This is a genomic window from Streptomyces collinus Tu 365 (genome assembly GCF_000444875.1).
Classification (GTDB): domain Bacteria; phylum Actinomycetota; class Actinomycetes; order Streptomycetales; family Streptomycetaceae; genus Streptomyces; species Streptomyces collinus_A.
Map to the genome: position 1 here is coordinate 5,417,352 of NC_021985.1, position 21,440 is coordinate 5,438,791.

The 21,440-nt window shown below is 71.4% G+C and carries 20 protein-coding genes and 1 pseudogene; 11 read left to right on the plus strand and 10 right to left on the minus strand.

Annotated elements, in window-relative coordinates; all coding sequences use genetic code 11:
• Positions 1–127 precede the first annotated feature (127 nt).
• Positions 128–1,696 (plus strand): recombinase family protein, encoded by a 1,569-nt coding sequence (locus tag B446_RS23710; protein ID WP_020941965.1) that lies wholly within the window; start codon positions 128–130, stop codon positions 1,694–1,696.
• 72 nt (positions 1,697–1,768) lie between these two features.
• Here the strand turns inward: B446_RS23710 and B446_RS23715 are convergent, their stop codons facing one another.
• Positions 1,769–3,433, minus strand: a complete 1,665-nt coding sequence (locus B446_RS23715) for a fumarate hydratase (protein WP_020941966.1) — start codon at positions 3,431–3,433, stop codon at positions 1,769–1,771.
• A gap of 249 nt (positions 3,434–3,682) precedes the next feature.
• Between B446_RS23715 and B446_RS23720 the strand changes: the two genes are divergently transcribed.
• The gene (locus B446_RS23720; RefSeq protein WP_020941967.1) at positions 3,683–4,384 is read left to right on the plus strand and encodes a DUF1707 SHOCT-like domain-containing protein; all 702 of its coding nucleotides are present in this window, start codon (positions 3,683–3,685) and stop codon (positions 4,382–4,384) included.
• A 174-nt stretch (positions 4,385–4,558) separates the two neighbouring features.
• Positions 4,559–4,933, plus strand: a complete 375-nt coding sequence (locus tag B446_RS23725) for a WhiB family transcriptional regulator (RefSeq protein ID WP_020941968.1) — start codon at positions 4,559–4,561, stop codon at positions 4,931–4,933.
• Positions 4,934–5,018: 85 nt separating this feature from the next.
• Here B446_RS23725 and glpX read toward each other — a convergent pair whose 3' ends face one another.
• Complete coding sequence (gene glpX / locus B446_RS23730) at positions 5,019–6,053, minus strand: class II fructose-bisphosphatase (RefSeq protein ID WP_020941969.1); 1,035 nt, start codon at positions 6,051–6,053, stop codon at positions 5,019–5,021.
• 127 nt (positions 6,054–6,180) lie between these two features.
• On the opposite strand from glpX, the gene B446_RS23735 reads away from it, so the two are divergent.
• Positions 6,181–6,705, plus strand: a complete 525-nt coding sequence (locus tag B446_RS23735) for a DUF4245 domain-containing protein (protein ID WP_043476341.1) — start codon at positions 6,181–6,183, stop codon at positions 6,703–6,705.
• Between the two features lie 65 nt (positions 6,706–6,770).
• On the opposite strand, the gene B446_RS23740 is transcribed toward B446_RS23735, so the two are convergent.
• From B446_RS23740 to B446_RS23755, 4 genes are all read right to left on the minus strand, one after another.
• Positions 6,771–7,361 carry a malonic semialdehyde reductase gene (locus tag B446_RS23740; protein ID WP_020941971.1) on the minus strand — a complete coding sequence of 197 codons (591 nt, stop codon included), beginning with the start codon at positions 7,359–7,361 and terminating at the stop codon, positions 6,771–6,773.
• Positions 7,362–7,496: 135 nt separating this feature from the next.
• Positions 7,497–7,721 (minus strand): exodeoxyribonuclease VII small subunit, encoded by a 225-nt coding sequence (locus tag B446_RS23745; RefSeq protein WP_020941972.1) that lies wholly within the window; start codon positions 7,719–7,721, stop codon positions 7,497–7,499.
• Between the two features lie 10 nt (positions 7,722–7,731).
• Positions 7,732–8,958 (minus strand): exodeoxyribonuclease VII large subunit, encoded by a 1,227-nt coding sequence (gene xseA, locus B446_RS23750; RefSeq protein ID WP_043476344.1) that lies wholly within the window; start codon positions 8,956–8,958, stop codon positions 7,732–7,734.
• Between the two features lie 41 nt (positions 8,959–8,999).
• A complete protein-coding gene (locus B446_RS23755; RefSeq protein ID WP_020941974.1) occupies positions 9,000–9,182 on the minus strand; it encodes a hypothetical protein in 183 nt (60 codons plus the stop codon).
• A gap of 331 nt (positions 9,183–9,513) precedes the next feature.
• Between B446_RS23755 and B446_RS23760 the strand changes: the two genes are divergently transcribed.
• Together B446_RS23760 and ppgK are read left to right on the plus strand one after the other, a co-directional pair.
• Positions 9,514–10,539, plus strand: coding sequence for a 4-hydroxy-3-methylbut-2-enyl diphosphate reductase (locus B446_RS23760; RefSeq protein WP_106960598.1), 1,026 nt, complete (start codon positions 9,514–9,516; stop codon positions 10,537–10,539).
• A gap of 64 nt (positions 10,540–10,603) precedes the next feature.
• Positions 10,604–11,356: a polyphosphate--glucose phosphotransferase gene (ppgK, locus tag B446_RS23765; RefSeq protein WP_020941976.1), complete on the plus strand. Its 753-nt coding sequence runs from the start codon at positions 10,604–10,606 to the stop codon at positions 11,354–11,356.
• Between the two features lie 12 nt (positions 11,357–11,368).
• Here ppgK and B446_RS23770 read toward each other — a convergent pair whose 3' ends face one another.
• Entirely contained in the window at positions 11,369–11,914 is a 546-nt protein-coding gene (locus B446_RS23770) for a DUF6542 domain-containing protein (RefSeq protein WP_193384489.1), read from the minus strand.
• Positions 11,915–12,094: 180 nt separating this feature from the next.
• On the opposite strand from B446_RS23770, the gene ychF reads away from it, so the two are divergent.
• The gene (gene ychF, locus B446_RS23775; protein ID WP_020941978.1) at positions 12,095–13,183 is read left to right on the plus strand and encodes a redox-regulated ATPase YchF; all 1,089 of its coding nucleotides are present in this window, start codon (positions 12,095–12,097) and stop codon (positions 13,181–13,183) included.
• Positions 13,184–13,267: 84 nt separating this feature from the next.
• On the opposite strand, the gene B446_RS23780 is transcribed toward ychF, so the two are convergent.
• The 3 genes and pseudogenes from B446_RS23780 to B446_RS23790 all read right to left on the minus strand — a co-directional run.
• Complete coding sequence (locus tag B446_RS23780; RefSeq protein WP_020941979.1) at positions 13,268–13,501, minus strand: type II toxin-antitoxin system RelE family toxin; 234 nt, start codon at positions 13,499–13,501, stop codon at positions 13,268–13,270.
• Positions 13,494–13,763 (minus strand): type II toxin-antitoxin system Phd/YefM family antitoxin, encoded by a 270-nt coding sequence (locus tag B446_RS23785; RefSeq protein WP_019434848.1) that lies wholly within the window; start codon positions 13,761–13,763, stop codon positions 13,494–13,496. Before B446_RS23785 ends, B446_RS23780 begins: the two co-directional genes overlap by 8 nt.
• A gap of 117 nt (positions 13,764–13,880) precedes the next feature.
• A pseudogene (locus tag B446_RS23790) lies at positions 13,881–14,394 on the minus strand (Uma2 family endonuclease); the annotation flags it as partial.
• Positions 14,395–14,783: 389 nt separating this feature from the next.
• Between B446_RS23790 and B446_RS23795 the strand changes: the two are divergent.
• The 4 genes from B446_RS23795 (at position 14,784) to B446_RS23810 (ending at position 21,386) form a co-directional block, all read left to right on the plus strand.
• Positions 14,784–17,780 carry an AfsR/SARP family transcriptional regulator gene (locus B446_RS23795; RefSeq protein WP_020941981.1) on the plus strand — a complete coding sequence of 999 codons (2,997 nt, stop codon included), beginning with the start codon at positions 14,784–14,786 and terminating at the stop codon, positions 17,778–17,780.
• A gap of 427 nt (positions 17,781–18,207) precedes the next feature.
• A complete protein-coding gene (sbnB, locus tag B446_RS23800; RefSeq protein WP_043478979.1) occupies positions 18,208–19,245 on the plus strand; it encodes a 2,3-diaminopropionate biosynthesis protein SbnB in 1,038 nt (345 codons plus the stop codon).
• Positions 19,246–19,287: 42 nt separating this feature from the next.
• A complete protein-coding gene (locus tag B446_RS23805) occupies positions 19,288–20,802 on the plus strand; it encodes an anthranilate synthase component I family protein (RefSeq protein ID WP_020941983.1) in 1,515 nt (504 codons plus the stop codon).
• Positions 20,799–21,386: an anthranilate synthase component II gene (locus B446_RS23810; RefSeq protein ID WP_020941984.1), complete on the plus strand. Its 588-nt coding sequence runs from the start codon at positions 20,799–20,801 to the stop codon at positions 21,384–21,386. The genes B446_RS23805 and B446_RS23810 overlap by 4 nt, the downstream gene beginning before the upstream one ends.
• Positions 21,387–21,440 lie beyond the last annotated feature (54 nt).

The window sequence follows — 21,440 nt, forward strand, 5'->3', positions numbered from 1 at the left end:
CCCTGGTCCCGGTCTGTTCCATTCGGGGCGCGGACCGGGATCGACGTGAAGGTCGTTCGAGAAGTGAGGTTTCGAAAAGATTCAATCGACTTATTCAGCGCGCGGGAATCATTCGTACCCTGCAGGCATGATCAAGCACCCGAGGGTTCTGGGCACCGTCCGGCTCTCGATCCTCAAGGACGACACCACCAGTCCCGAGAAACAGAGGCACGCTGTCGAGCACTGGGCCTCAGGGCCGGCTGTCGACGGACGTATGGTCGGCTTCGCGGAGGACCTGGACGTGTCCGGTGCCCTGCACCCCTTCAAGCGGCCCGGTCTCGGGCCGTGGTTCTTGGAGCGGGCGGACGACTGGGATGTGCTGGCGGTATGGAAGCTGGACCGGCTCAGCCGAAAGGCCGGCCACTTCGCCGAGGTCCTCGAGTGGTGCCAGAAGCGCGGAAAGACCATCGTGTCCGTGACCGAGGGGATCGACATGGGCACCCCCATGGGCAAGATGTTCGCGCAGATCATCGCTGCCTTCGCCGAGGGCGAGCTGGACACCATCCGGGCGCGTGCGCTCTCGGGCTCTCGGGCTCGCAAGGCAAAGGGAGTGTGGATCGGAGGAGTCGAGCCGTTCGGGTACCGCTTCGAGCGGCAGGAGTGCGGCGGGAAGAAGCTCGCCCAAGACCCCGACTACGGGGCTCTGTTCCAGGAGATCGTCGAACGTCTGAAGGGCGACTGGTCGAGCTACAAGATCGCGGTCGATCTGAACAAGCGGGGTGTGCCGACCTGGAGGGACCACCTGCGCATCGTGAAGGGCGAGAAGCCGCGGGGTATCGAGTGGACGAGCAACGCCGTGCGAGTCGTCGTCATGAACCCGACGGTGGCCGGGATCTACACGTACAAGGGTGAGAACGTCGTCGACGAGAACGGCGAGCATGTCAGCATCACGGACCAGCCACTCATGGATTATGCCGAGTGGGCGGGTTTGGTCGCATCGCTCAAGAGCGACCGACCTGTTCGGCGGGCCACACCGTCGCGCTCGATGCTCGGGGGTGTCGCCGTGTGCCTGGAATGCGGCTCTCGCATGTCGTCCAACAAGAAAACGAAGCCGGACGGCCGAGTGCACCATTACTACGGGTGCAACGCGGTCAACACGGGAACATGCGACAAGCCTGGACGCATCCGCAGGGACGACCTGGACCAAGCAGTGGGCGTCTTCGTGGAGACCGTACTCGGCCCGTTGCCCGTCATGGAACGCGTGGGGAACGCGATCTCCCAGACCAAGGTAGAACTCGCTGAGGCCGAAGAGGTCCTCGACCGCTTGGAAGCCGACTACCTGGCCGGCCGCTTCAAGACGGATGTCCAGGTCGAGCGGTACTGGGGGCAGCACGAGTTCCAGTCCGCGAAGGTCGAGAGACTGCGGGCAGAGATCAAGGCCGCCGAGGACGCCCCCGGGTGGATCACCACGGGGCGCACCAACGCCGAGGAATGGGCCGCGAAGGATGACGAGCAGAAGCGAGTCTTCCTGCGGCGTCACGGGATCACGGTCCACGTCGGCCCGACGGAGGACGGTAACCGCAGGGTGGTTGTGAAGATGCCCGAAGTGGCAGAGATCCCCGAAGCGGTCGGTCTGCACGCTCCCGAGGGGTACCGGCGGGTGGAGCGGGAAGCGGAATACATTCTCCCTCGTCAGAGGGCTTACAAGCGGAAGTAGCCACCGTCGAAAACGGAGCTCGCCCCTGTCGGTCGGACCGGCAGGGGCGAGGGAAGCGCTCAGAGGCTCAGGTCACGCCTGGCGCACCGGGATGCTCGTGAACGTCGGCTGAGAGAGCCCCTCAGGGCTGAAGAAGTCGTTTCCCTTGTCGTCCACGACGATGAACGCCGGGAAGTCCTCGACCTCGATCTTCCAGACCGCCTCCATGCCGAGCTCCTCGTACTCGACGACCTCGACCTTCTTGATGCAGTCCTGGGCGAGGCGGGCGGCCGGGCCGCCGATGGAGCCGAGGTAGAAGCCGCCGTGCGCGTCGCACGCGTCGGTGACCTGCTTGGAGCGGTTGCCCTTGGCGAGCATCACCTTGGAGCCGCCCGCCGCCTGGAACTGCTCCACGTAGGAGTCCATGCGGCCGGCCGTCGTCGGGCCGAAGGAGCCGGAGGCGTAGCCCTCGGGGGTCTTCGCCGGGCCCGCGTAGTACACCGGGTGGTCCTTCAGGTACTGCGGCATCTCCTCGCCCGCGTCCAGCCGCTCCTTGATCTTGGCGTGCGCGATGTCGCGGGCCACGACCAGCGGGCCGGTCAGCGACAGGCGGGTCTTGACCGGGTACTTCGTCAGCTCGGCCAGGATCGTGTCCATCGGCTGGTTCAGGTCGATCCTCACCACGTCGGACGACTCGTCCAGGTGCTCGTCCGTGGTCTCCGGCAGGAACCGCGCCGGGTCCTTCTCCAGCTGCTCCAGGAAGACGCCCTCGGCCGTGATCTTCGCGACGGCCTGGCGGTCGGCCGAGCAGGAGACGGCGATGGCGACCGGGCAGGAGGCGCCGTGCCGGGGCAGGCGGACCACGCGCACGTCGTGGCAGAAGTACTTGCCGCCGAACTGGGCGCCGATGCCGATCTTCTGGGTCAGCTCGAAGACCTTCTCCTCCAGCTCCTTGTCCCGGAAGCCGTGGCCGAGCTCCGAGCCCTCGGCCGGGATCTCGTCCAGGTAGTGGGCGGAGGCGTACTTCGCGGTCTTCAGCGCGAACTCGGCGCTCGTGCCGCCGACGACGATCGCCAGGTGGTACGGCGGGCAGGCGGCCGTGCCGAGCGAACGGATCTTCTCCTCCAGGAACTTCATCATGGAGGCCTCGTTCAGGACGGCCTTCGTCTCCTGGTACAGGAAGGACTTGTTGGCCGAGCCGCCGCCCTTGGCCATGAACAGGAACTTGTAGGCGCCGCCGTCGGTGGCGTACAGCTCGATCTGGGCCGGCAGGTTGGAGCCGGTGTTCTTCTCCTCCCACATGGTGAGCGGAGCCATCTGCGAGTAGCGCAGGTTGAGGTTCAGGTACGCGTCGTAGATGCCGCGGCTCAGCGCCGCCTCGTCGCCGCCCTCGGTCAGCACGTTCTGGCCGCGCTTGCCCATGACGATGGCGGTGCCGGTGTCCTGGCACATGGGGAGCACGCCGGCGGCCGCGATGTTCGCGTTCTTCAGCAGGTCGAGCGCGACGAACTTGTCGTTGGGCGACGCCTCCGGGTCGTCGATGATCCGGCGGAGCTGGGCGAGGTGGGCGGGCCGCAGGTAGTGCTGGATGTCGTGGATCGCCTCTTCGGCCAGCTTGCGCAGCGCCTCCGGCTCCACCTTGAGGAACGTCCGGCCGTCCGGTCCCTCGACGGTGGACACGCCCTCCGAGGTCACCAGCCGGTACGGGGTGGTGTCCTCGCCCTGGGGAAGCAGATCGGTGTACGCGAACTCAGGCATCTCAGCCCATTCCTCACTCTGACGGACGGCTGCCCGTCGACGTCGGCGGGCCTCACCAGCCTAGAACCTGCCGTCGGCGCGGAACCTGTGAGGTAAGGCTCAGTTCCGGACGCATCGGGAACCGGGGGCGGGAAGGGGTGGGCCGGGGCGCGGGCCGGGGCGGCGGTGCGTGGCGGAAACGCGTGGTGGGGACACGCGGGTCGGCCGGACCCCTAGTCGCGATCTATCGCGTTTCGGTAAGCTGCCGTCGTGGACCTTCACAAGCACGCCCCAGCCCAGGACACGGCACCGCGTCTCGCCGAGCTGCGCGCCTCCGACGCCGACCGCGACCGCGTCGCCGACATCCTCCGCGAGGCCCTGGCCGAGGGCCGGCTGACCGCCGACGAGCACGCCGAGCGGATCGAGGCGGTGCTGCACGCCAAGACGGTCGGCGAGCTGGAGGTCTTCATCCGCGACCTGCCCGCGGCCCACCAGCGGGCCGCCGCCCCCGCGTACACCCCGGTGCCGCCCCGGCCCACGCCCGGCGCCGTCCCGGCCGAGGCCGACGCGAACGTGGTGGCCGTGCTCAGCGCGGCCTCGCGCCGGGGCCGCTGGCGCGCGGGGCGCCGGCTGCACGCCTACGCGGTGTTCGGCAGCGTCGAGATCGACCTCAGCGAGGCGATCTTCGAGTACCAGCAGGTGGTGATCAAGGCGGTCTCGGTCTTCGGGGACGTGCAGATCCGGGTCCCGGAGAACGTGTCGCTGCGCGGCACCGGCGGCGGGGTGCTGGGCAACTTCGAGGTGGACACGCTGGACTCGGTCGAGTCCGACGCGCCGGTGGTCTACGTCGACGGGTGGGCCGTGCTGGGCAACGTCGAGGCGCGTCCCCGGCGCGGCACGCGGGTGGCGGACATCCTCGACCGGGTCCAGGACAAGGTCGACCGGAAGCTGCGCAAACACCTGGGACGTTGACGGTCGCGAATCGGCCGGTGGCCGTGCGGGCCGCGCCCGGCGGTCGCGAGCGAGCGGGGGCGTGAACAAGCCGCCGCGCGCCTGCGGTTGGGAACGCAGTGCATAGGCGCGCGCACAGCGGGTAGGCCTTGCTGCATCGTCGCTCACTCGCGAAGCCGTCGTCAGGAGTAGACCGTGCTGCAACCGCCGCATTCGTCCCTGCAGGTCGCTGCCGTTCCGGCCCAGCGGGTGCCAGCGCGCGGCCGTGACCAAGACGCGCCCTGGCACACCGAGGCGGTGTGCCGGCGTGACGAGGCCGGCCTGTTCTTCGCTCCGTCGAAGGAACCGACGGCGGCCCGGCTGTCGCGCGAGGAGGCGGCCAAGCGCGTGTGCGCGCGCTGCCCCGTGATGGTGGAGTGCCGCGAGCACGCCCTGCTGCAGCCCGAGCCCTACGGGGTCTGGGGCGGTCTGACGGCGGCGGAGCGCCGGGTGGTCCTGGCGCGGCGGCGCAGGCGCGAGGTGGAGCTGAAGAAGGCGGCGCGGGCGACGGCGAACCGCATAGCCGGCTGAACACGACGAGGGGCGCCCTCCCCGCACGGAGGGCGCCCCTCGGTCCTGCCGGGCCCGGCCCGGGGTCGGGTCCGGGTCCGGGGCGCTACTTGGCCCGGTCGAAGTCGATCGCGCTGTAGGCCCGCAGCTTGCTCAGGCGGTGCTCGGAGTCGATCCGCCGTACCGTGCCGGACTTCGAGCGCATCACGATCGAGTCGGTGGTGGCGGTCTCGGACCGGTAGCGGACCCCGCGCATCAGCTCGCCGTCCGTGATGCCGGTGGCGACGAAGAACACGTTCTCGCCGGTGACCAGGTCCTCCGTGGTCAGGACCTTGTCCAGGTCGTGACCGGCGTCGACGGCGCGGGCGCGCTCCTCCTCGTCCTTCGGCCAGAGCTTGCCCTGGATGGTGCCGCCGAGGCACTTGACCGCGCAGGCCGAGATGATGCCCTCGGGGGTGCCGCCGACGCCGAGCAGCAGGTCGATGCCGGTGCCCTCGCGCAGCGCCAGGATGGAGCCGGCGACGTCGCCGTCGGAGATCAGTTTGATGCGGGCGCCGGTCTCCCGGATCTCCTTGATGATGCCCTCGTGGCGGGGGCGGTCGAGGATGACGACCGTGACGTCCTCGGGCGTGCGGCGCTTGGCCTTGGCGACCCGGCGGATGTTGACCGACACCGGGGCGTTGATGTCGACGAAGTCCGCGGCCTCGGGGCCGGTGACCAGCTTGTCCATGTAGAACACGGCGGACGGGTCGAACATGGCGCCGCGCTCGGCGGCGGCCAGGACGGCGATGGCGTTGGGCATGCCCTTGGCGGTCAGGGTGGTGCCGTCGATCGGGTCGACGGCGATGTCCACCTCGGGACCGGTGCCGTCGCCCACCTGCTCTCCGTTGAAGAGCATCGGGGCCTCGTCCTTCTCGCCCTCGCCGATGACGACGACGCCGTTCATCGAGACGGTGGAGACGAGGGTCCGCATGGCGCGCACGGCGGCGCCGTCGGCGCCGTTCTTGTCGCCGCGGCCGACCCAGCGGCCCGCGGCCATCGCCGCGGCTTCGGTCACCCGGACGAGTTCCAGAGCGAGGTTGCGATCGGGGGCCTCGGAGGGGACGTCAAGCTCGGACGGCAAGTGATGATGCTCGGTCATCGGAGCGCACCTTTCTGATACGACGACGGCCGGATGAGGGTGTTGAGGCCGACTCTATCGCTGGGCAGGCAAAATGAGCAGGGGACCCCACGGATGAGCGCTCCGTGCACCTGCGACCATAGAGGGCGTGGCAGGTTCGAACGGCAGGCAGAAGACGGTCCGGGACATGATCCTTTCCCTGGCCCTCATCGGGTTGGCGGCGGGGTTCATCTATCTCCTCGTCCCGCACGACGATCACGCTCCCGACATCAAGCGGGTCGACTACCGGGTCGAGCTGCTCACGGCACGGCGTGCCGCGAGTTATCCGGTGGTGGCACCGGAAGGTCTGCCGAGTACCTGGAAGGCGACCTCCGTACGCTTCCAGGGCGAGGAGTCCGACCGCTGGCACCTGGGCTTCCAGGATCCCGAGGGGCAGTACGTGCAGGTCGAGCAGTCCGCTCAGAAGCGGTCCGACTTCATCGACCAGGCCAGCCAGGGCGGCTCGGGCACCGGGCGGACCGAGCGGATCGGCGGCCGCACCTGGACGCGCTACACCGGCGGCCGGTACGACGCGCTGGTGCTGGAGGGCACCAAGGGTTCCACGACGGTGGTGGCGGGGACCGCCTCCTTCGACCGGCTGACGCAGATGGCGGCCGCGCTGAAGACGGGCTGACGCCCGCGGACGACGTGAAGAGGCCCCCGGCGATGCCGGGGGCCTCTTCACGTGCGTGGGGCGGCTCAGACGGTCGTGACGACGTCGTCGTAGGCCAGGCGCGGGGAGCGCGGGTGCCAGGCGTCCGGGCCCGGGCGGCCGATGTTGACGACCATCAGCGGGGTGTGGTCGTCGTCCAGGAACTCCTTCTGGACGCCGGCGAAGTCGAGACCGGTCATGGGGCCCGCGGCGAGGCCGGCGGCGCGGACGCCGATGATGAAGTACGCGGCCTGGAGGGCGGCGTTCATGCCGGCGGCGCTCTCCCGGACCGGGCGCTCGGAGAAGAAGAGGTCCTTGGCGGCCGGGAAGTGCGGGAGCAGGGTGGGCAGCTCCTCGTGGAACTCGTTGTCCGCGGAGAGGATCGCGACCAGCGGGGCGGTGGCGGTCTTGGGCCGGTTGCCCTCGGCCATGTGCCGCACCAGGCGCTCGCGGGCCTCGGGGGAGCGGACCAGGGTGATGCGCAGCGGCGACTGGTTGAAGGCGGTCGGGCCGTACTTGACCAGGTCGTAGATCGCCTGGACCTGCTCGTCGGTCACCGGCTCGTCGGTGAAGGTGTTCGCGGTGCGGGCCTCGCGGAACAGCAGGTCCTGGGCGGTGGGGTCAAGAACGAGAGACATGCGGGGACTTCCTCGTACGCACGGTGGGTCCGGGCAGCGCCGGACCGGCTTACGGCGACGACCTTACGGGAAAGATGTTCAACCTTCAACAAATGCCCTTCCGTGGCGGCGCACTCCCCGCTCCCGCTCCCGTGCTCACTCCCCCTTCTCGCCGGACTCCTCCTCGGCGAGAGCCGCGTCGAGGCGGGCCCGGGCACCCTCCAGCCACCGCCGGCACACCTTGGCGAGCTCCTCGCCGCGCTCCCACAGCGCCAGGGACTCCTCCAGCGTCGTACCGCCGGCCTCGAGGCGCCGCACGACCTCGATCAGCTCGTCCCGCGCCTGCTCGTACGAGAGCGCCTCATCCACCTTGCTGGTCATTCGTCCCACCCTAGACATCGACGTCGTCGACGGTATCGACACGGACAGTGAACTCGCCCTCGGCGACCCGCGCGCGCAGCGTCTCGCCGGCCGCCACCCCGGCCGGGTCGCGCACCACGTGCCCGTCCGCCCGCTGGAGCACCGCGTAGCCGCGCCGCAGCGTGGCGGCGGGCGACAGGGCCACCACGCGCGCGTGCGTGTGCGTCAGCTCCGAGTCGGCGCGGTCCAGCAGGTGCCCCAGGGTGCGCCGGCCACGGTCCAGCAGGGACGCCACGTGGTCCGCGCGCTCGTCGAGCATCCGGTGCGGGTCCTCCATGGACGGCCGCGCCAGCGCGTGCGCCAGACCCCGCTCCTCCCGCTCCACGGCCGCGTGCACACACCGCCGGGCCCGGTCCCGGAGCATCCGCACCCGCTCGAGCTCCTCGCCGACGTCCGGCACCACCTTCTTGGCCGCGTCGGTCGGCGTGGAGGCGCGCAGGTCGGCGACATGATCGAGCAGCGGGTTGTCCGGCTCGTGCCCGATGGCCGAGACCACCGGCGTACGGCACTCGGCCACGGCCCGCACGAGCTGCTCGTCGGAGAAGGGCAGCAGGTCCTCCACGCTGCCGCCGCCCCGGGCGACGACGATGACGTCCACGTCCTCCCGTGCGTCCAGCTCCTTGACGGCCTGGACCACCTGCGGGACGGCGTGCACGCCCTGCACGGCCACGTTGCGCACCTCGAAGCGGACGGCGGGCCAGCGGTGCCGGGCGTTCTCCAGCACGTCACGCTCGGCCGCGGAGGCACGGCCGCACACCAGCCCGATGAGCTGCGGCAGGAACGGCAGCGGCTTCTTGCGCTCCGGCGCGAACAGCCCCTCGGCCGCCAGCGCCTTCTTGAGCTGCTCCAGGCGGGCCAGCAGCTCACCGACACCCACCGGCCGTATCTCCGCGGCCCGCAGGGAGAGCTGCCCGCGCGGCGCGTACCACTCCGGTTTCGCCAGCACCACGACCCGGGCACCCTCGCCGACGACGTCGGCGACGGCGTCGAACACCTGGCGGTAGCAGGTCACGCCGACGGAGATGTCGTGCGACGGGTCCCGCAGGGTCAGGAACACCACCCCCGCGCCCGGCCGCCGCGACAACTGCGTGATCTGCCCCTCGACCCACACCGCGCCGAGCCGGTCGATCCAGCCCCCGATCATCCGGGAGACCTCACCGACGGGCAGCGGTGTGTCGGGCGACGTGTTCACAGCCATGCCGCGAGCGTAGTGGGCGGTACCGACAAACGCCGCCGTCCTCAGCCGTCGGACGGGGCCGGGCGCCCGCGCCGTCCCACCGGCACCAGCGGCCCGGCGGCCGGCCACCGCCCGCGCCGGCCGCGCGGCCCGGACGCCGCCACCACCACCGCCGCCGTGACCACCGCGCCCGCCACCGGCATCAGCAGTTCCGCCGCCAGCCGACCGGCCCCCGCACGCCCCACAGGTCCAGCGCGGTCGTGACGGCCACGGACGGTGTACGCCGTCCACCCCCGGTCCACCCCCACCGCGGCCCCGCGAGGACCCGGGGGCGACGGCGTACACCGGGGCCACCGTGCCGTGCGACCGGGCGTCCAGGGCGCCGTACACGCCCACCGGCGCCACGGGCGCGATGCACGGCAGCGCGTGGACCACCCGGTCCCGGAAGCGGGGCCGCGGCGCAGCCGGTGCCGCTCGTCGGCCCGGAGCGCCCGCGTGCCGGTGCCGGACCCGCGCACCGGTCGCCCCACCCGCGCGGGGGGCACGCGATCCGGAGGCCGCGCACGCACCCTTACGATGGGTGGCATGACCGCTTCGTCTGGCCGCCGTGTCCTGCTCGCCGCCCCCCGGGGCTACTGCGCCGGTGTGGACCGCGCCGTGATCGCCGTCGAGAAGGCCCTGGAGCAGTACGGGGCCCCGATCTACGTCCGGCACGAGATCGTCCACAACAAGTACGTCGTGCAGACCCTGGAGAAGAAGGGCGCCGTCTTCGTCGAGCGGACGGAGGAGGTGCCGCCGGGGAACATCGTGATGTTCTCCGCGCACGGCGTCGCGCCCGTGGTGCACGAGGAGGCCCGCCAGGGCCGGCTCGCCACCATCGACGCCACCTGCCCGCTGGTCACCAAGGTCCACAAGGAAGCCGTCCGGTACGCCAACGACGACTACGACATCCTGCTGATCGGGCACGAGGGCCACGAGGAGGTCATCGGCACCTCCGGCGAGGCCCCCGACCACATCCAGCTCGTGGACGGCCCCGAGGACGTCGCCAAGGTCGAGGTGCGCGACCCCTCGAAGGTCGTCTGGCTGTCCCAGACCACCCTCTCCGTGGACGAGACCATGGAGACCGTCGACGCCCTGAAGACGAAGTTCCCCGGTCTCGTCTCGCCGCCCAGCGACGACATCTGCTACGCCACCCAGAACCGCCAGCTCGCCGTGAAGCAGATGGGCGCCGAGGCCGAGCTGGTCATCGTGGTCGGCTCGCGCAACTCCTCCAACTCCAAGCGGCTGGTCGAGGTCGCCAAGCTCGCCGGTGCCCGCGCGGCCTACCTGGTGGACTTCGCCGACGAGATCGACGAGGCATGGCTGGAGGGCGTCACCACGGTCGGTGTCACCTCCGGCGCCTCCGTCCCCGAGGTCCTGGTCGAGCAGGTCCTGGAGTGGCTCACCGAGCGCGGCTACGGCGACGTCGAGATCGTCAAGGCGGCCGCGGAGTCCATCACCTTCTCGCTGCCCAAGGAGCTCCGCCGCGACCTGCGCGACGAGGCCACCGCCCTGGTCGCCGAGCGCGGCGGTTCGGGCGCCCGGGACACCGCCGCCGGGTGACCCGCGGGCGCCCGGGCTCCGCCGGGCCGTAGTGACCGTCAGTCGTCCGTCGTAACGTGGGGCCATGCAGATCTTCGGCGTGGACATCGGTGGATCCGGGATCAAGGGCGCCCCTGTGGACCTGGACAAGGGCGACCTGGCCCAGGAGCGGTGCAAGGTGCTCACCCCGCACCCGGCGACGCCCGACGGCGTGGCCGACGGCGTGAAGCAGGTCGTGGACCATTTCGGCTGGTCGGGCCCGGTGGGCCTGACCTTCCCCGGCGTGGTCACCGGCGGCTCCACGGTCCGTACGGCGGCCAACGTCGACAAGAGCTGGATCGACACCGACGCGGGGGCCCTGTTCAGCGGCCGGCTGGGCGGCCTGCCGGTGACCGTGGTCAACGACGCGGACGCGGCGGGCGTCGCCGAGATGGAGTTCGGCGCCGGGCGCGGCCGCCGGGGCACGGTCGTCCTGCTCACCTTCGGCACCGGCATCGGCAGCGCCGTCTTCGTGGACGGCGTCCTGGTGCCCAACACGGAGCTGGGCCACCTGGAGCTGGAGGGGCACGACGCCGAGAAGCGCGCCTCCAGCAAGGCCAAGGAGGACCACGACCTGAGCTGGGAGCGCTGGGCCCGCCGGGTCCAGAAGTACCTCGCCCACGTCGAGATGCTCTTCTCGCCCGAGCTGTTCATCGTCGGCGGCGGGGTCAGCCGCAAGGCGGACAAGTTCCTCCACCTCGTCGACGGCGTCCGGGCCGAGATCGTCCCGGCCCAGCTCCAGAACAACGCCGGGATCGTCGGAGCGGCGATGCGGGCGGCACAGACCCGCCACGGCTAGCGGCCCCCCGGTTCAGGTGCGGCGCCGGGCGCGGACCCACCGCACCCGGCGCCCGAGCACGATCACCCCCGCGACCAGCGTCCCCCCGTAGAGCCAGCCCGCCTGGGTGGCGAGCCCGGTCACCAGCCCCATCATCCGTCCGCTCAGGCCGCCCCGGCCGTCGGCGACGGGGAAGAGGCCCGCCAGGAAGGCGATCGGCACGACGACGGGTGCGGTGAGCAGGTCGCCGCCGCGCACCCACAGGGCGGTCAGCACGCACACCGGCAGGAACAGCACGCCGTACAGCGTCAGGGACGCGCCGAACAGGAGCTGGTCCACGAAGCCGAGCAGCAGCATCGCGGCCGCGCAGAACAGCCCGCCGCCGAGCCCGGTCAGCCGGGGCCCCGGCACTCCGTCCCCGGGGGCGGGCCGGGTGCCGGGCACCGGCCGCGCGCTGCCGCCGGCGTCTCTGGTGTACCTGCCCTCGCCCGCCCGCCACCGGGCCTGCGCCGGCAGCGACGCCGACCGGTCGCGGCGTCGCCGTGCGTCGTGCGGGGGTCGCCTCCTGTGTTGCTCCATTGGGCCAACTTAGGTCTGTTTATGTGTCGAATCGGCCCTCAGACACGCCGGTGAACGCGGCTCGGCCGGCCGTTCGACGCTCCCGGGAGCCGGTCGCCGCGGACGCCGTAGACTGGTGGATCGGCCAGTGTCTCTGGCCCCTGGCAGCCCCTGGCCCACTCATCTACGGGAAGTCGCAACGTGTCGCTCACGATCGGAATCGTCGGCCTGCCGAATGTCGGCAAGTCGACCCTGTTCAACGCCCTGACCAAGAACGACGTGCTGGCGGCCAACTACCCGTTCGCCACGATCGAGCCGAACGTCGGCGTGGTCGGCGTCCCCGACGGCCGGCTGGCCAAGCTGGCGTCGATCTTCAGCTCCGAGCGCATCCTCCCGGCCACGGTGGACTTCGTGGACATCGCCGGCATCGTGCGCGGCGCGTCCGAGGGCGAGGGCCTGGGCAACAAGTTCCTCGCGAACATCCGTGAGTCCGACGCGATCTGCCAGGTCATCCGGGCCTTCAAGGACGAGAACGTCGTCCACGTCGACGGCAAGGTCTCGCCGAAGGACGACATCGAGACGATCAACACCGAGCTGATCCTCGCCGACCTCCAGACCATCGAGAAGGTCCTGCCGCGCCTCCAGAAGGAGTCGCGCATCAAGAAGGACATCGCGCCCAAGGTCAAGGCCGTCGAGGAGGCCAAGGAGATCCTGGAGAAGGGCGACACGCTCTTCGCGCACGGCATCGTCCAGGGCACCGAGCGCAACGAGCTGCTGCACGACCTGCACCTGCTCACCACCAAGCCCTTCCTCTACGTCTTCAACGTCGACGAGGACGAGCTGGTCGACGAGGACTTCAAGAACGAGCAGCGCGCCCTGGTCGCCCCGGCCGAGGCGATCTTCCTCAACGCCAAGCTGGAGCAGGACCTCGCCGAGCTGGACGAGGAGGAGGCCCTGGAGCTGCTGGAGTCCGTCGGGCAGCACGAGCCGGGCCTCGCCACGCTGGCCCGCGTCGGCTTCGACACCCTGGGCCTGCAGACCTACCTGACGGCGGGCCCCAAGGAGTCCCGCGCCTGGACGATCAAGAAGGGCGCCACGGCCCCCGAGGCGGCCGGTGTGATCCACACCGACTTCCAGAAGGGCTTCATCAAGGCCGAGGTCATCTCCTTCGGCGACCTCGTCGAGACCGGCTCGGTCACCGAGGCCCGCGCCAAGGGCAAGGCCCGCATGGAGGGCAAGGACTACGTGATGCAGGACGGCGACGTGGTGGAGTTCCGCTTCAACGTGTAATCACACTCTTACTGCACGTGATGTGATTCGTCAAGTGTGCAGCTCAGAAGGGGTCGGACTCTGACGAGTCCGACCCCTTCGTCGTCACCGTGCGACCCAGACCACCAGCTCGCCGTTGTCGATCGTGTAGACGACGCGGTAGTCGCCGACGCGAAGACGGCGTCGTTCGGGCTGTGACACGAGTGCGGTGGTGTTGAAGCCGAGAGGGTCGGTCTCCAACACGGTCAGCTTGGCCAGGATGCGCAGCGCCATGTCGCGGGGGATCTTCCGAAGCTCGGCCTGCGCCTCGGGGCGGAAGACGGTTCGGTACTCACTCACCGCGCGCCAGCGTCTCCCTCATGATGTCCTCGATCGGGATGCCGGGTGCGGGGTTGGCCATGCGCTCGTCGATGATCCGATTGATCTCGCGCTCTTCCCACTCCTGATACTTGCGCAGAACCTCAATGGAGACGACGGCCGCGACTTCCTTGCCTCGGCGTGTGATCACCGTGGGTACATCGTCGCGGTCTGCGCGCTCCACGACCTCCGCCAGGTGTGCTCGCACGTCGCGAATGGACTCTATGGGCAGTGGCTGCGTCACGTGCTCAAGCGTACCGAGTGTTCCATGTGTACACAATGTCTTCGGTGGGCGGCCTGCCTTCGCGGCGGACGCGCATGCTGGATGTGCTGGATGAGTGGGCGGGGTTAAGCCGCTGCTGCGCGGCGGGACGAGCCTGCCGAGGTCGAGGTCGATCTCGAAGGGCACCGGCCGTCGCAGGGCGCCCCGGAAGATGCCGGCGGGGGCGTAGGCGCCAGTCGGTTCGCGGGATGCCGGCTTCCGCGTACTTGCGGAGCTTGACCGTGCGGTCCCGGTGTGCGGACTCGGGTGAGGCGACCTCGACGACGAGCCGGACCTCTTCCGGCCTGAAGCAGGTGCGGTCGGGGTCGTAGGGGGCCGTCGTGACGAGCAGAGCCGGCTCCGGGCGGTTGCGGTCGTCCAAACGGATCGTCATCTCCCGCTCGACCTCGAGACCGGCGGGCGCGACGGCCATGAGTTCGGTGGTGAGGGCGGTGACCAGGCGGCCGTGCCAGGCCCGCTGGGGCGACATCATGAAGACGAGAGCTCCGTCGATCAGCTCGGTATGGCGGGGCGCCTCGGGAAGGCGGTCCAGGTCCTCCGCGAACCAGCCTTCCTCGCGCGGAGGGCGCATCCAGTCGGGTAGCGCGGTCATGGCGCCACCGTAGCGACCGGGCCCGTCCGACGGGACGGCCCAGGCACTCCGTGCCGAACTGCTGTGCGGCCGTGAACGTCTGTGCGACATCCCGCGGTCGGCCGGGTGGTGACTCGGGGGAACTTGTGAGCGGGGTACGCACGTTCTGACAATGCGAGCCGAGTGGGGCGGGCGGAATCGAAACCGGGGGAGGCAAGGACATGCGAATTCGCATCCCAGAAATCGCTGCTCAGTGCACATAAAAGGGGAATCGCGGATTTCGCAATGGGTGCCCTCACGTAAAGGCGCGCCCGTCGGAAATCCGTGGGGGGCAAGTTGGCTTTCTCGGGTATTGTCATCCGTTGAGCCACCTGGCGGGACGTAGGGATGGAAGTTCTGGGGGAACATCCGTGGGCGAGCGGCTCAGGTTCGAGGTACTCGGGCCCGTGACGGTGACGTCGCAGGGCCGAAGTCTTCCGGTCGGCGGTGCGCGTCAGCGAACGGTGCTCGCTCTGCTGCTGCTCAACTCGGCCCGGATCGTCCCGGTCGACACCCTCGTCGACGCCGTGTGGAACGACCGGCCGCCGGCCACCGCGCGCACCCAGATCGCCATCGTGATCGCCGCGCTGCGCAAGACGTTCAAGAGCCAGGGCGCGGCCGAGGACATCATCCTCACCGCCCACCCCGGCTATGTGCTGAGACCCGACGGCCACTCGGTGGACGTGCTGGAGTTCACCCGCCTGGTGAAGACCGCCGAGACCGCCGTGCAGCAGGCCCGGCTCCCCGAGGCGGCCGCGGCCTACACCCAGGCCCTCGCGCTGTGGCGGGGTCCTGCCTTCGCCGGGATCTCCAGCGCCCTGGTCGAGGACGAGGCCGCCCGTCTCGAGGGCCACCGGCTCAACGCCTACGACGACGCCACCGCCGTCCAGCTGGAACTGGGCAACCACCACGACCTGGTGCCCGAACTCGTCTCCGTGGTCCGCGAGCACCCGCTGCGGGAGCGCACCCGGCACCATCTGATGCTCGCCCAGTACCGGTCGGGCCGGCGGGCCGAGGCGATGGCCACCTTCCGCGAGGCCCGCACCCAGTTCATCGAGGAACTGGGCATGGAGCCGGGCCCGGACCTGCAAGGGCTGCACGACGCGATCCTGCGCGACGACCCCTCGCTGGCCCCCGCCCCGGCGGTGCCGGCCACCGACGCCTCGCGCGCGGACACCCTCGTCGTCCCCTCCGAACTCCCGCCGGACGTACCCGGGTTCACCGGCCGCGCGCCGGAGTTCGCGTTACTGGACACGCTGGTCGCGAGCCGCGACCGGCAGCACGGGCCCGCCATCGGGCTGATCACCGGGATCGCCGGGGTCGGCAAGACCGGTCTCGCGGTGCGCTGGTCGCACCGGGCCGCCCAGCACTTCCCGGACGGCCGCCTCTTCGCCGACCTGCGCGGCTACGACGAGCACCACGAGCCCACCCCGGCCTGGGAGGCGATGAGCAGGTTCCTGCGCTCGCTCGGGGTCTCCAGCGACCAGATCCCCACCCAGACCGAGGACCTGGTCGCGCTCTACCGCAGCGTGCTCGCGGAACGGCGGGTGCTGCTGGTCCTCGACAACGTTCGCTCCTTCGCCCAGATCCACCCCCTGCTGCCCGGCAGCGGCGGCTGCGCCGTGCTGGTCACCAGCCGGGAGCAGCTGGAGGAGCTGGTCACCTGGCCGCAGGACGCCCGGGTGCACCTCGGGGTGCTGCCCGGCGCCGACGCCGTGGAGCTGCTCGGGCGGATCGTCGGCGAGGAGCGCGTCGACTCCGCCCGCGCCGACACCCGCCGGCTCGCCGACCTGTGCGACCGGCTGCCGCTGGCGCTGCGGATCGCCGCCGCCCGGCTCGCCTCCAAGCCGCACTGGACGGTGCGGCACCTGGTGACCCGGCTGGGCGACGAGCGGCGCCGGCTGGACGAGCTGAGCCAGGGCGCCGCCCAGGTGCGGGCCAGCTTCGAGCTGTCGTACCGCTATCTGCCGGACGACGCGGCCCGGCTCTACCGGCGCCTGGGTCTGCTGGACGCGCCGGACTTCGCCGCCTGGGTGGGCGGCGCGCTGCTCGACGTCGACGTGCTGGACGCCGAGCGGCTCATGGAGGACCTCGTCGACGCGCAGTTCCTCGAGGTCGTCGGCGTCGACGCGACCGGCCGGCTGCGCTACCGGCTGCAGAACCTCATGCGGCTCTACGCCCGTGAGCGCGCCCAGGCCGAGGAGCCCGAGCCGGACCAGCGGGCCGCCCGGGAGCGGGCCCTGCGGACCTGGCTGTCCCTCGCCGAGGAGGCGCACCGGCGGGAGTACGGCGGTCACTTCAGCGTGGTGCACAGCCCCGCCCCCCGCCGCCCCCTGGACCGCATCCACACCGACGAGCTGCTCTCCTCGCCGCTGGAGTGGCTGGAGGCGGAGCGGCTGTCGCTGGTGGCGGCCGTGGGACAGGCGGCCGGACTGGGCCTGGACGACCTCGCGTGGGACCTGACGGTGTCCGCGGCCGTGCTCTTCGAGACCCGGCACTACCTGGAGGACTGGCGCGAGTGCGCCGAGGTCGCCCTCGAATCGGCCCGGACCAGCGGCAACCTGCGCGGCCAGGCGGCCATGCTGCACCAGCTCGGCGGGATCGCCCAGGCCTACCAGCGGCTGCCGGAGGCGCACGCCCGCTACAGCGAGGCGATGGAGCTGTTCGAGCGGGCCGGTGAGCCGCACGGACTGGCCCTGAACCTGCGCAACCTGTCCATCCTGGAGCGGTTCAGCGGCGACCTGGACCTCGCCATGACCCGGCTGGAGCGGGCGGGCGAGATCTTCCGCACCGTGGGCGACGTCTCCTCCGAGGCGCACGCGCTGGACAACATGGCCCAGATCGAGCTGGAGCGGGGCAACACCGAGCTGGCGATGAAGCTGGGCGTCGAGGCCGTGCAGGTCATGGAGTCGATCGACCGCGGGAGCAAGCGGGGCGTCGCGCAGACCATCCACCGGCTGGGCCGGGTGCACCTGGCCCGGTCCGACTTCCCGAAGGCGGAGGAAGCGTTTCTGCAGGTGATCGACCTGGTCCAGGCCAAGTCCGATCTGGTCGGGCTCGCCTACGCGCTGCTGGGCCTGGGGGAGGCCCGGCTCGGCGCCGGTGACGTGGACGCCGCCGAGGCCACCCTGTCGGAGGCCCTGGACGTCGTCGAGCGCATCGACAGCCCCCTGGTCGACGGCCAGATCAACCTCGTCCTCGGCGAGGCCCGCAGCCGCCAGGGCCGGCTCGACTCCGCCCGCGAACGGGCGAACGCGGCCCACGCGGTCTTCCTGCGGACCGGCTCGCCCCGGTGGCGCGCGCAGGCCGAGGGCCTGCTGTCCCGGCTCGACGAGCGGCCGGCCCCGGGCACCGACGCCTCCGGCTGACCGCCGCCCCCACCCGGCACCTCCCGCACGCCCTGCACCGCGCACGCCCCGCACCGCGCACGGCCCCGCACCGCGCACGCCCGCATGTCGCACGACTCGCTCCGCGCACGGCTCGCTCAACGGCTCGTTCCGCGCACGGCTCGCACACCGCACGCCCGTACGCCGCACCGCTTGCACCACGCACGCCGCACGGCTCGTTCCGCGCACGCCCGCACACTGCACGCCCGCACCGCGCACGGCTCGCACAACGCATGCCCGCACAATGCATGCCCGCACGATGCACGACTCGCTCCGCGCACGGCTCGCACGGCCCGCACCGCGCACGGCCCGTACCGCAGCACGCGATGTAGACGCCCAATACCCGGCCGATAAGGCAGCTGCCTACTTTCGGCTGGGACAAACGTCAGCCCGAAGTGTGGAGTACAAGATGCCGCCCGTTCCCAAGGCGCCTTCCTTTGCGGTGATTTCCGGGGCTCAGGTCCACCGGGTGCTCGACGGCCGGCACCGGGAGGTGGTGGACCTCATCGAGCGGGCGTACCGCGTCCACGGCGCCGGCGACACGGTCAACCCGCCGTCCTACTTCCTGCGCTTCCCCGACCGTCCCTCCTCCCGCATCATCGCGCTGCCCGCGTCCGCCGGCGGCGACATCCGGGTCGACGGCCTGAAGTGGATCTCCAGCTTCCCCGAGAACGTGGCCGCCGGACTGCCGCGCGCCTCCGCCGTGCTGATCCTCAACGACCACGACACCGGCTATCCGCTGGCCTGCCTGGAGAGCTCCATCATCAGCGCGGCCCGCACGGCGGCCTCGGCGGCGCTGGCCGCGGACACGCTGAGCCGGCGACGGGGTGAACGGCCCCGCCGGATCGGGTTCGTCGGCACCGGGCTCATCGCCCGCTACGTCCACCAGTACCTGGCCGGGACCGGTTGGGAGTTCGACGAGACCGGCGTGCACGACCTGTCCGCCGAGCACGCGGCCGGGTTCGCCGGCTACCTGGAGCGGGCGGGCGGCGGCGGGCGCGTCACCGTGCACGAGAAGGCCGAGGACCTGGTCCGCGGCAGCGACCTGGTCGTCTTCGCCACCATCGCCGGCACCCCGCACGTCACCGACCCCGGCTGGTTCGCGCACCACCCGCTGGTGCTGCACGTCTCGCTGCGCGACCTGGCGCCCGAGGTGATCCTCACCGGCGCCAACTTCGTCGACGACGTCGAGCACTGCCTGAAGGCCGACACCTCCCCGCACCTGGCCGAACAGCTCACCGGCGGCCGGGACTTCATCGACGGCACGCTGTACGACGTGCTCACCGGCGCCCGCGCGGTGCCCGCCGACCGGCCCGTGTTCTTCTCCCCGTTCGGCCTCGGCGTCCTGGACCTCGCGCTCGGCAAGCACGTGTACGACGCCCTCGGCGCCTCCGGTGAACTCGCCGTCCAGCCCGACTTCTTCCACGAGCTGCGCCGCTACGGCTGAGCGCACACCCGACCGGTCCACCCCGAGGAAGGGGCCCCACCCGTGACCACCCTGCTCGACCCACCGCCCCCAGCGGCCGGCGCCCCGCGCCGGCCCGTTTCCGTCCGCGTCGACGAGACCCCGCTGCCCCCGCACGACCCGCTCGCCCTCTACGACGCCCTGCGCCGGCGCCTCGGCGACGCGGAGGTGTTCCTCCTGGAGAGCCTGGAGGCGCCCGAGCACGAGGGCGGCGACTCCCTCGTCGGCCACGGCCGGCTCGCCGAACTCCAGGTGCACGCCGACCGGGTCACCGTCGAGGGCATCGCGCCGGTGGCGGCCGCGCTGCACACCGCCGCCGACGCCCTGGGCCTGGCGGCGCTGCCGGACGGGGCGCGCGCGCTCACCTCCGGCGACCAGGTGTGGGAGCTGCTGCGCGCCGCGCAGCGGGCGTTCTCCGTGGAGACCGAGGTGCCCGCGGACACCTACGCCTTCGGGTTCCTGGCGACCGTCGGCTACGGCGCCGCCTGGCACATGGAGCGGCTGCCGCGGCGCACCGCCGACGGCGGCCCCGACCTGGTGCTCGGACTGTTCCGGGAGGTCGTCCACTACGACGGCGCCGGCGGCACGGTCCGGCTGCGCACCGCGCGCAGCGCGGACTTCCCGCCCGCCGACTTCGGGACCGTCCCGGCGGCCGTGGCCCGGTTGCGCCCGTCGTCCGGCGCCGTGCCCGAGGCGCCGGTGCCGCGCGCGGTGCACGACAACACCGACGAGGAAACGTTTCTGGGACACGTCGGGCGCTGCCTCGGGCACATCGGGGTCGGCGACATCTACCAGATCCAGATCGGCCACCGCATCGACGTCACGACGGACCTCGCCCCGCTCGACGTCTACCGCCGGCTGCGGCACCGCAACCCCTCGCCGCACATGTACCTCGTGCCGCGCGCCGGGACCACGCTGATCGGCGCCAGCCCCGAGGTGCTGTTCGCCGCCCACGGGGACCGGATCGTGATGCGGCCCATCGCCGGCACCACCCCGAGGAGCGGGGACGCGGCCGTCGACGGCCCCCGGATCGCGGCACTGCGCGCCAGCGAGAAGGAGCGCGCCGAGCACGTGATGCTGGTCGACCTGTGCCGCAACGACATCGGCCGGGTGTGCCGCCCCGGCACGCTGGCCGTCGAGCGGCTGATGACCGTGGAGACGTACTCGCACGTCTTCCACCTGGTCTCGGCTGTCGAGGGGCGGCTCGCGGCCGGCGAGGACACCTGGTCCGCGCTGCGCGCCACCTTCCCGGCGGGCACCGTCACCGGCGCGCCGAAGATCCGCGCCATGGAGATCATCGAGGAGCTGGAGAGCGAACCGCGCCGGATGTACGCCGGTGCCGTCGGCCTGGTGGACGTGCGCGGCTGGTCCCGGCTCGCGTTGTGCATCCGCACCGTCTCCCACGACGGGACGACGTACTCCACCCAGGCGTGCGCGGGCATCGTCGCCGACTCCGACCCGCGCGCCGAGTGGCGCGAGACGCTGCACAAGATGGGCGCCGCCTACTGGGCGCTGACCGGTGAGGAGCTGCTGCCGTGAACGTCCTGCTCGTCGACGCCTACGACAGTTTCACCCACATCATCGACCAGTACCTGCGCACCCTCGGGGCGCGCACCGAGGTGGTGCGCTCGGGCACCCGGACCGCCGGGCAGCTGCTGGCCGGGAAGCCGGACGCGGTGGTGCTCGGCCCCGGACCCGGGCACCCGGCCGACTCCGGGCACGTGGAGCTGGTACACGCCTTCGCCGGGCGCGTGCCGCTGCTCGGCATCTGCCTGGGCCACCAGGCCATCGGGCTCGCCTACGGGGCCGAGGTGGCCGTCGCCGGGCGGCTCAAGCACGGCAAGACCAGCCCGGTCTCGCACGACGGGACCGGGGTGTTCGCCGGGCTCGGCACCGAGGTGGTGGCCACCCGCTACCACTCGCTGATCGTCGCCGAACCGCTGCCCGCGGAGCTGGCGGTGACCGCGCGCGCGGTGGACGACGGCTACGTCATGGGACTCAGGCACCGCGAACTGGCGGTGGAGGGCGTCCAGTTCCATCCGGAGTCGGTGACCACGGCCGGCGGCATGCGGCTGCTGGAGAACTTTCTGACGGGCGCGGCGGCGATGGAGCGGGTCGCTTGAGGAGCGGAATTGGTGGCACCGGGTGCGGAATTAACCGTACCGGTGCCGATTCGC

Excerpts from the sequence above, each read along its gene's own strand:
- glpX (WP_020941969.1), bottom strand. The coding sequence starts at position 6,053 with ATGACCGAGCATCATCACTTGCCGTCCGAGCTTGACGTCCCCTCCGAG.
- xseA (WP_043476344.1), bottom strand. The coding sequence starts at position 8,958 with ATGGCTGTGAACACGTCGCCCGACACACCGCTGCCCGTCGGTGAGGTC.
- sbnB (WP_043478979.1), top strand. The coding sequence starts at position 18,208 with ATGCCGCCCGTTCCCAAGGCGCCTTCCTTTGCGGTGATTTCCGGGGCT.
- B446_RS23740 (WP_020941971.1), bottom strand. The coding sequence starts at position 7,361 with ATGTCTCTCGTTCTTGACCCCACCGCCCAGGACCTGCTGTTCCGCGAG.
- B446_RS23760 (WP_106960598.1), top strand. The coding sequence starts at position 9,514 with ATGGGTGGCATGACCGCTTCGTCTGGCCGCCGTGTCCTGCTCGCCGCC.
- B446_RS23710 (WP_020941965.1), top strand. The coding sequence starts at position 128 with ATGATCAAGCACCCGAGGGTTCTGGGCACCGTCCGGCTCTCGATCCTC.
- B446_RS23745 (WP_020941972.1), bottom strand. The coding sequence starts at position 7,721 with ATGACCAGCAAGGTGGATGAGGCGCTCTCGTACGAGCAGGCGCGGGAC.
- B446_RS23770 (WP_193384489.1), bottom strand. The coding sequence starts at position 11,914 with ATGGAGCAACACAGGAGGCGACCCCCGCACGACGCACGGCGACGCCGC.
- B446_RS23715 (WP_020941966.1), bottom strand. The coding sequence starts at position 3,433 with ATGCCTGAGTTCGCGTACACCGATCTGCTTCCCCAGGGCGAGGACACC.
- ppgK (WP_020941976.1), top strand. The coding sequence starts at position 10,604 with ATGCAGATCTTCGGCGTGGACATCGGTGGATCCGGGATCAAGGGCGCC.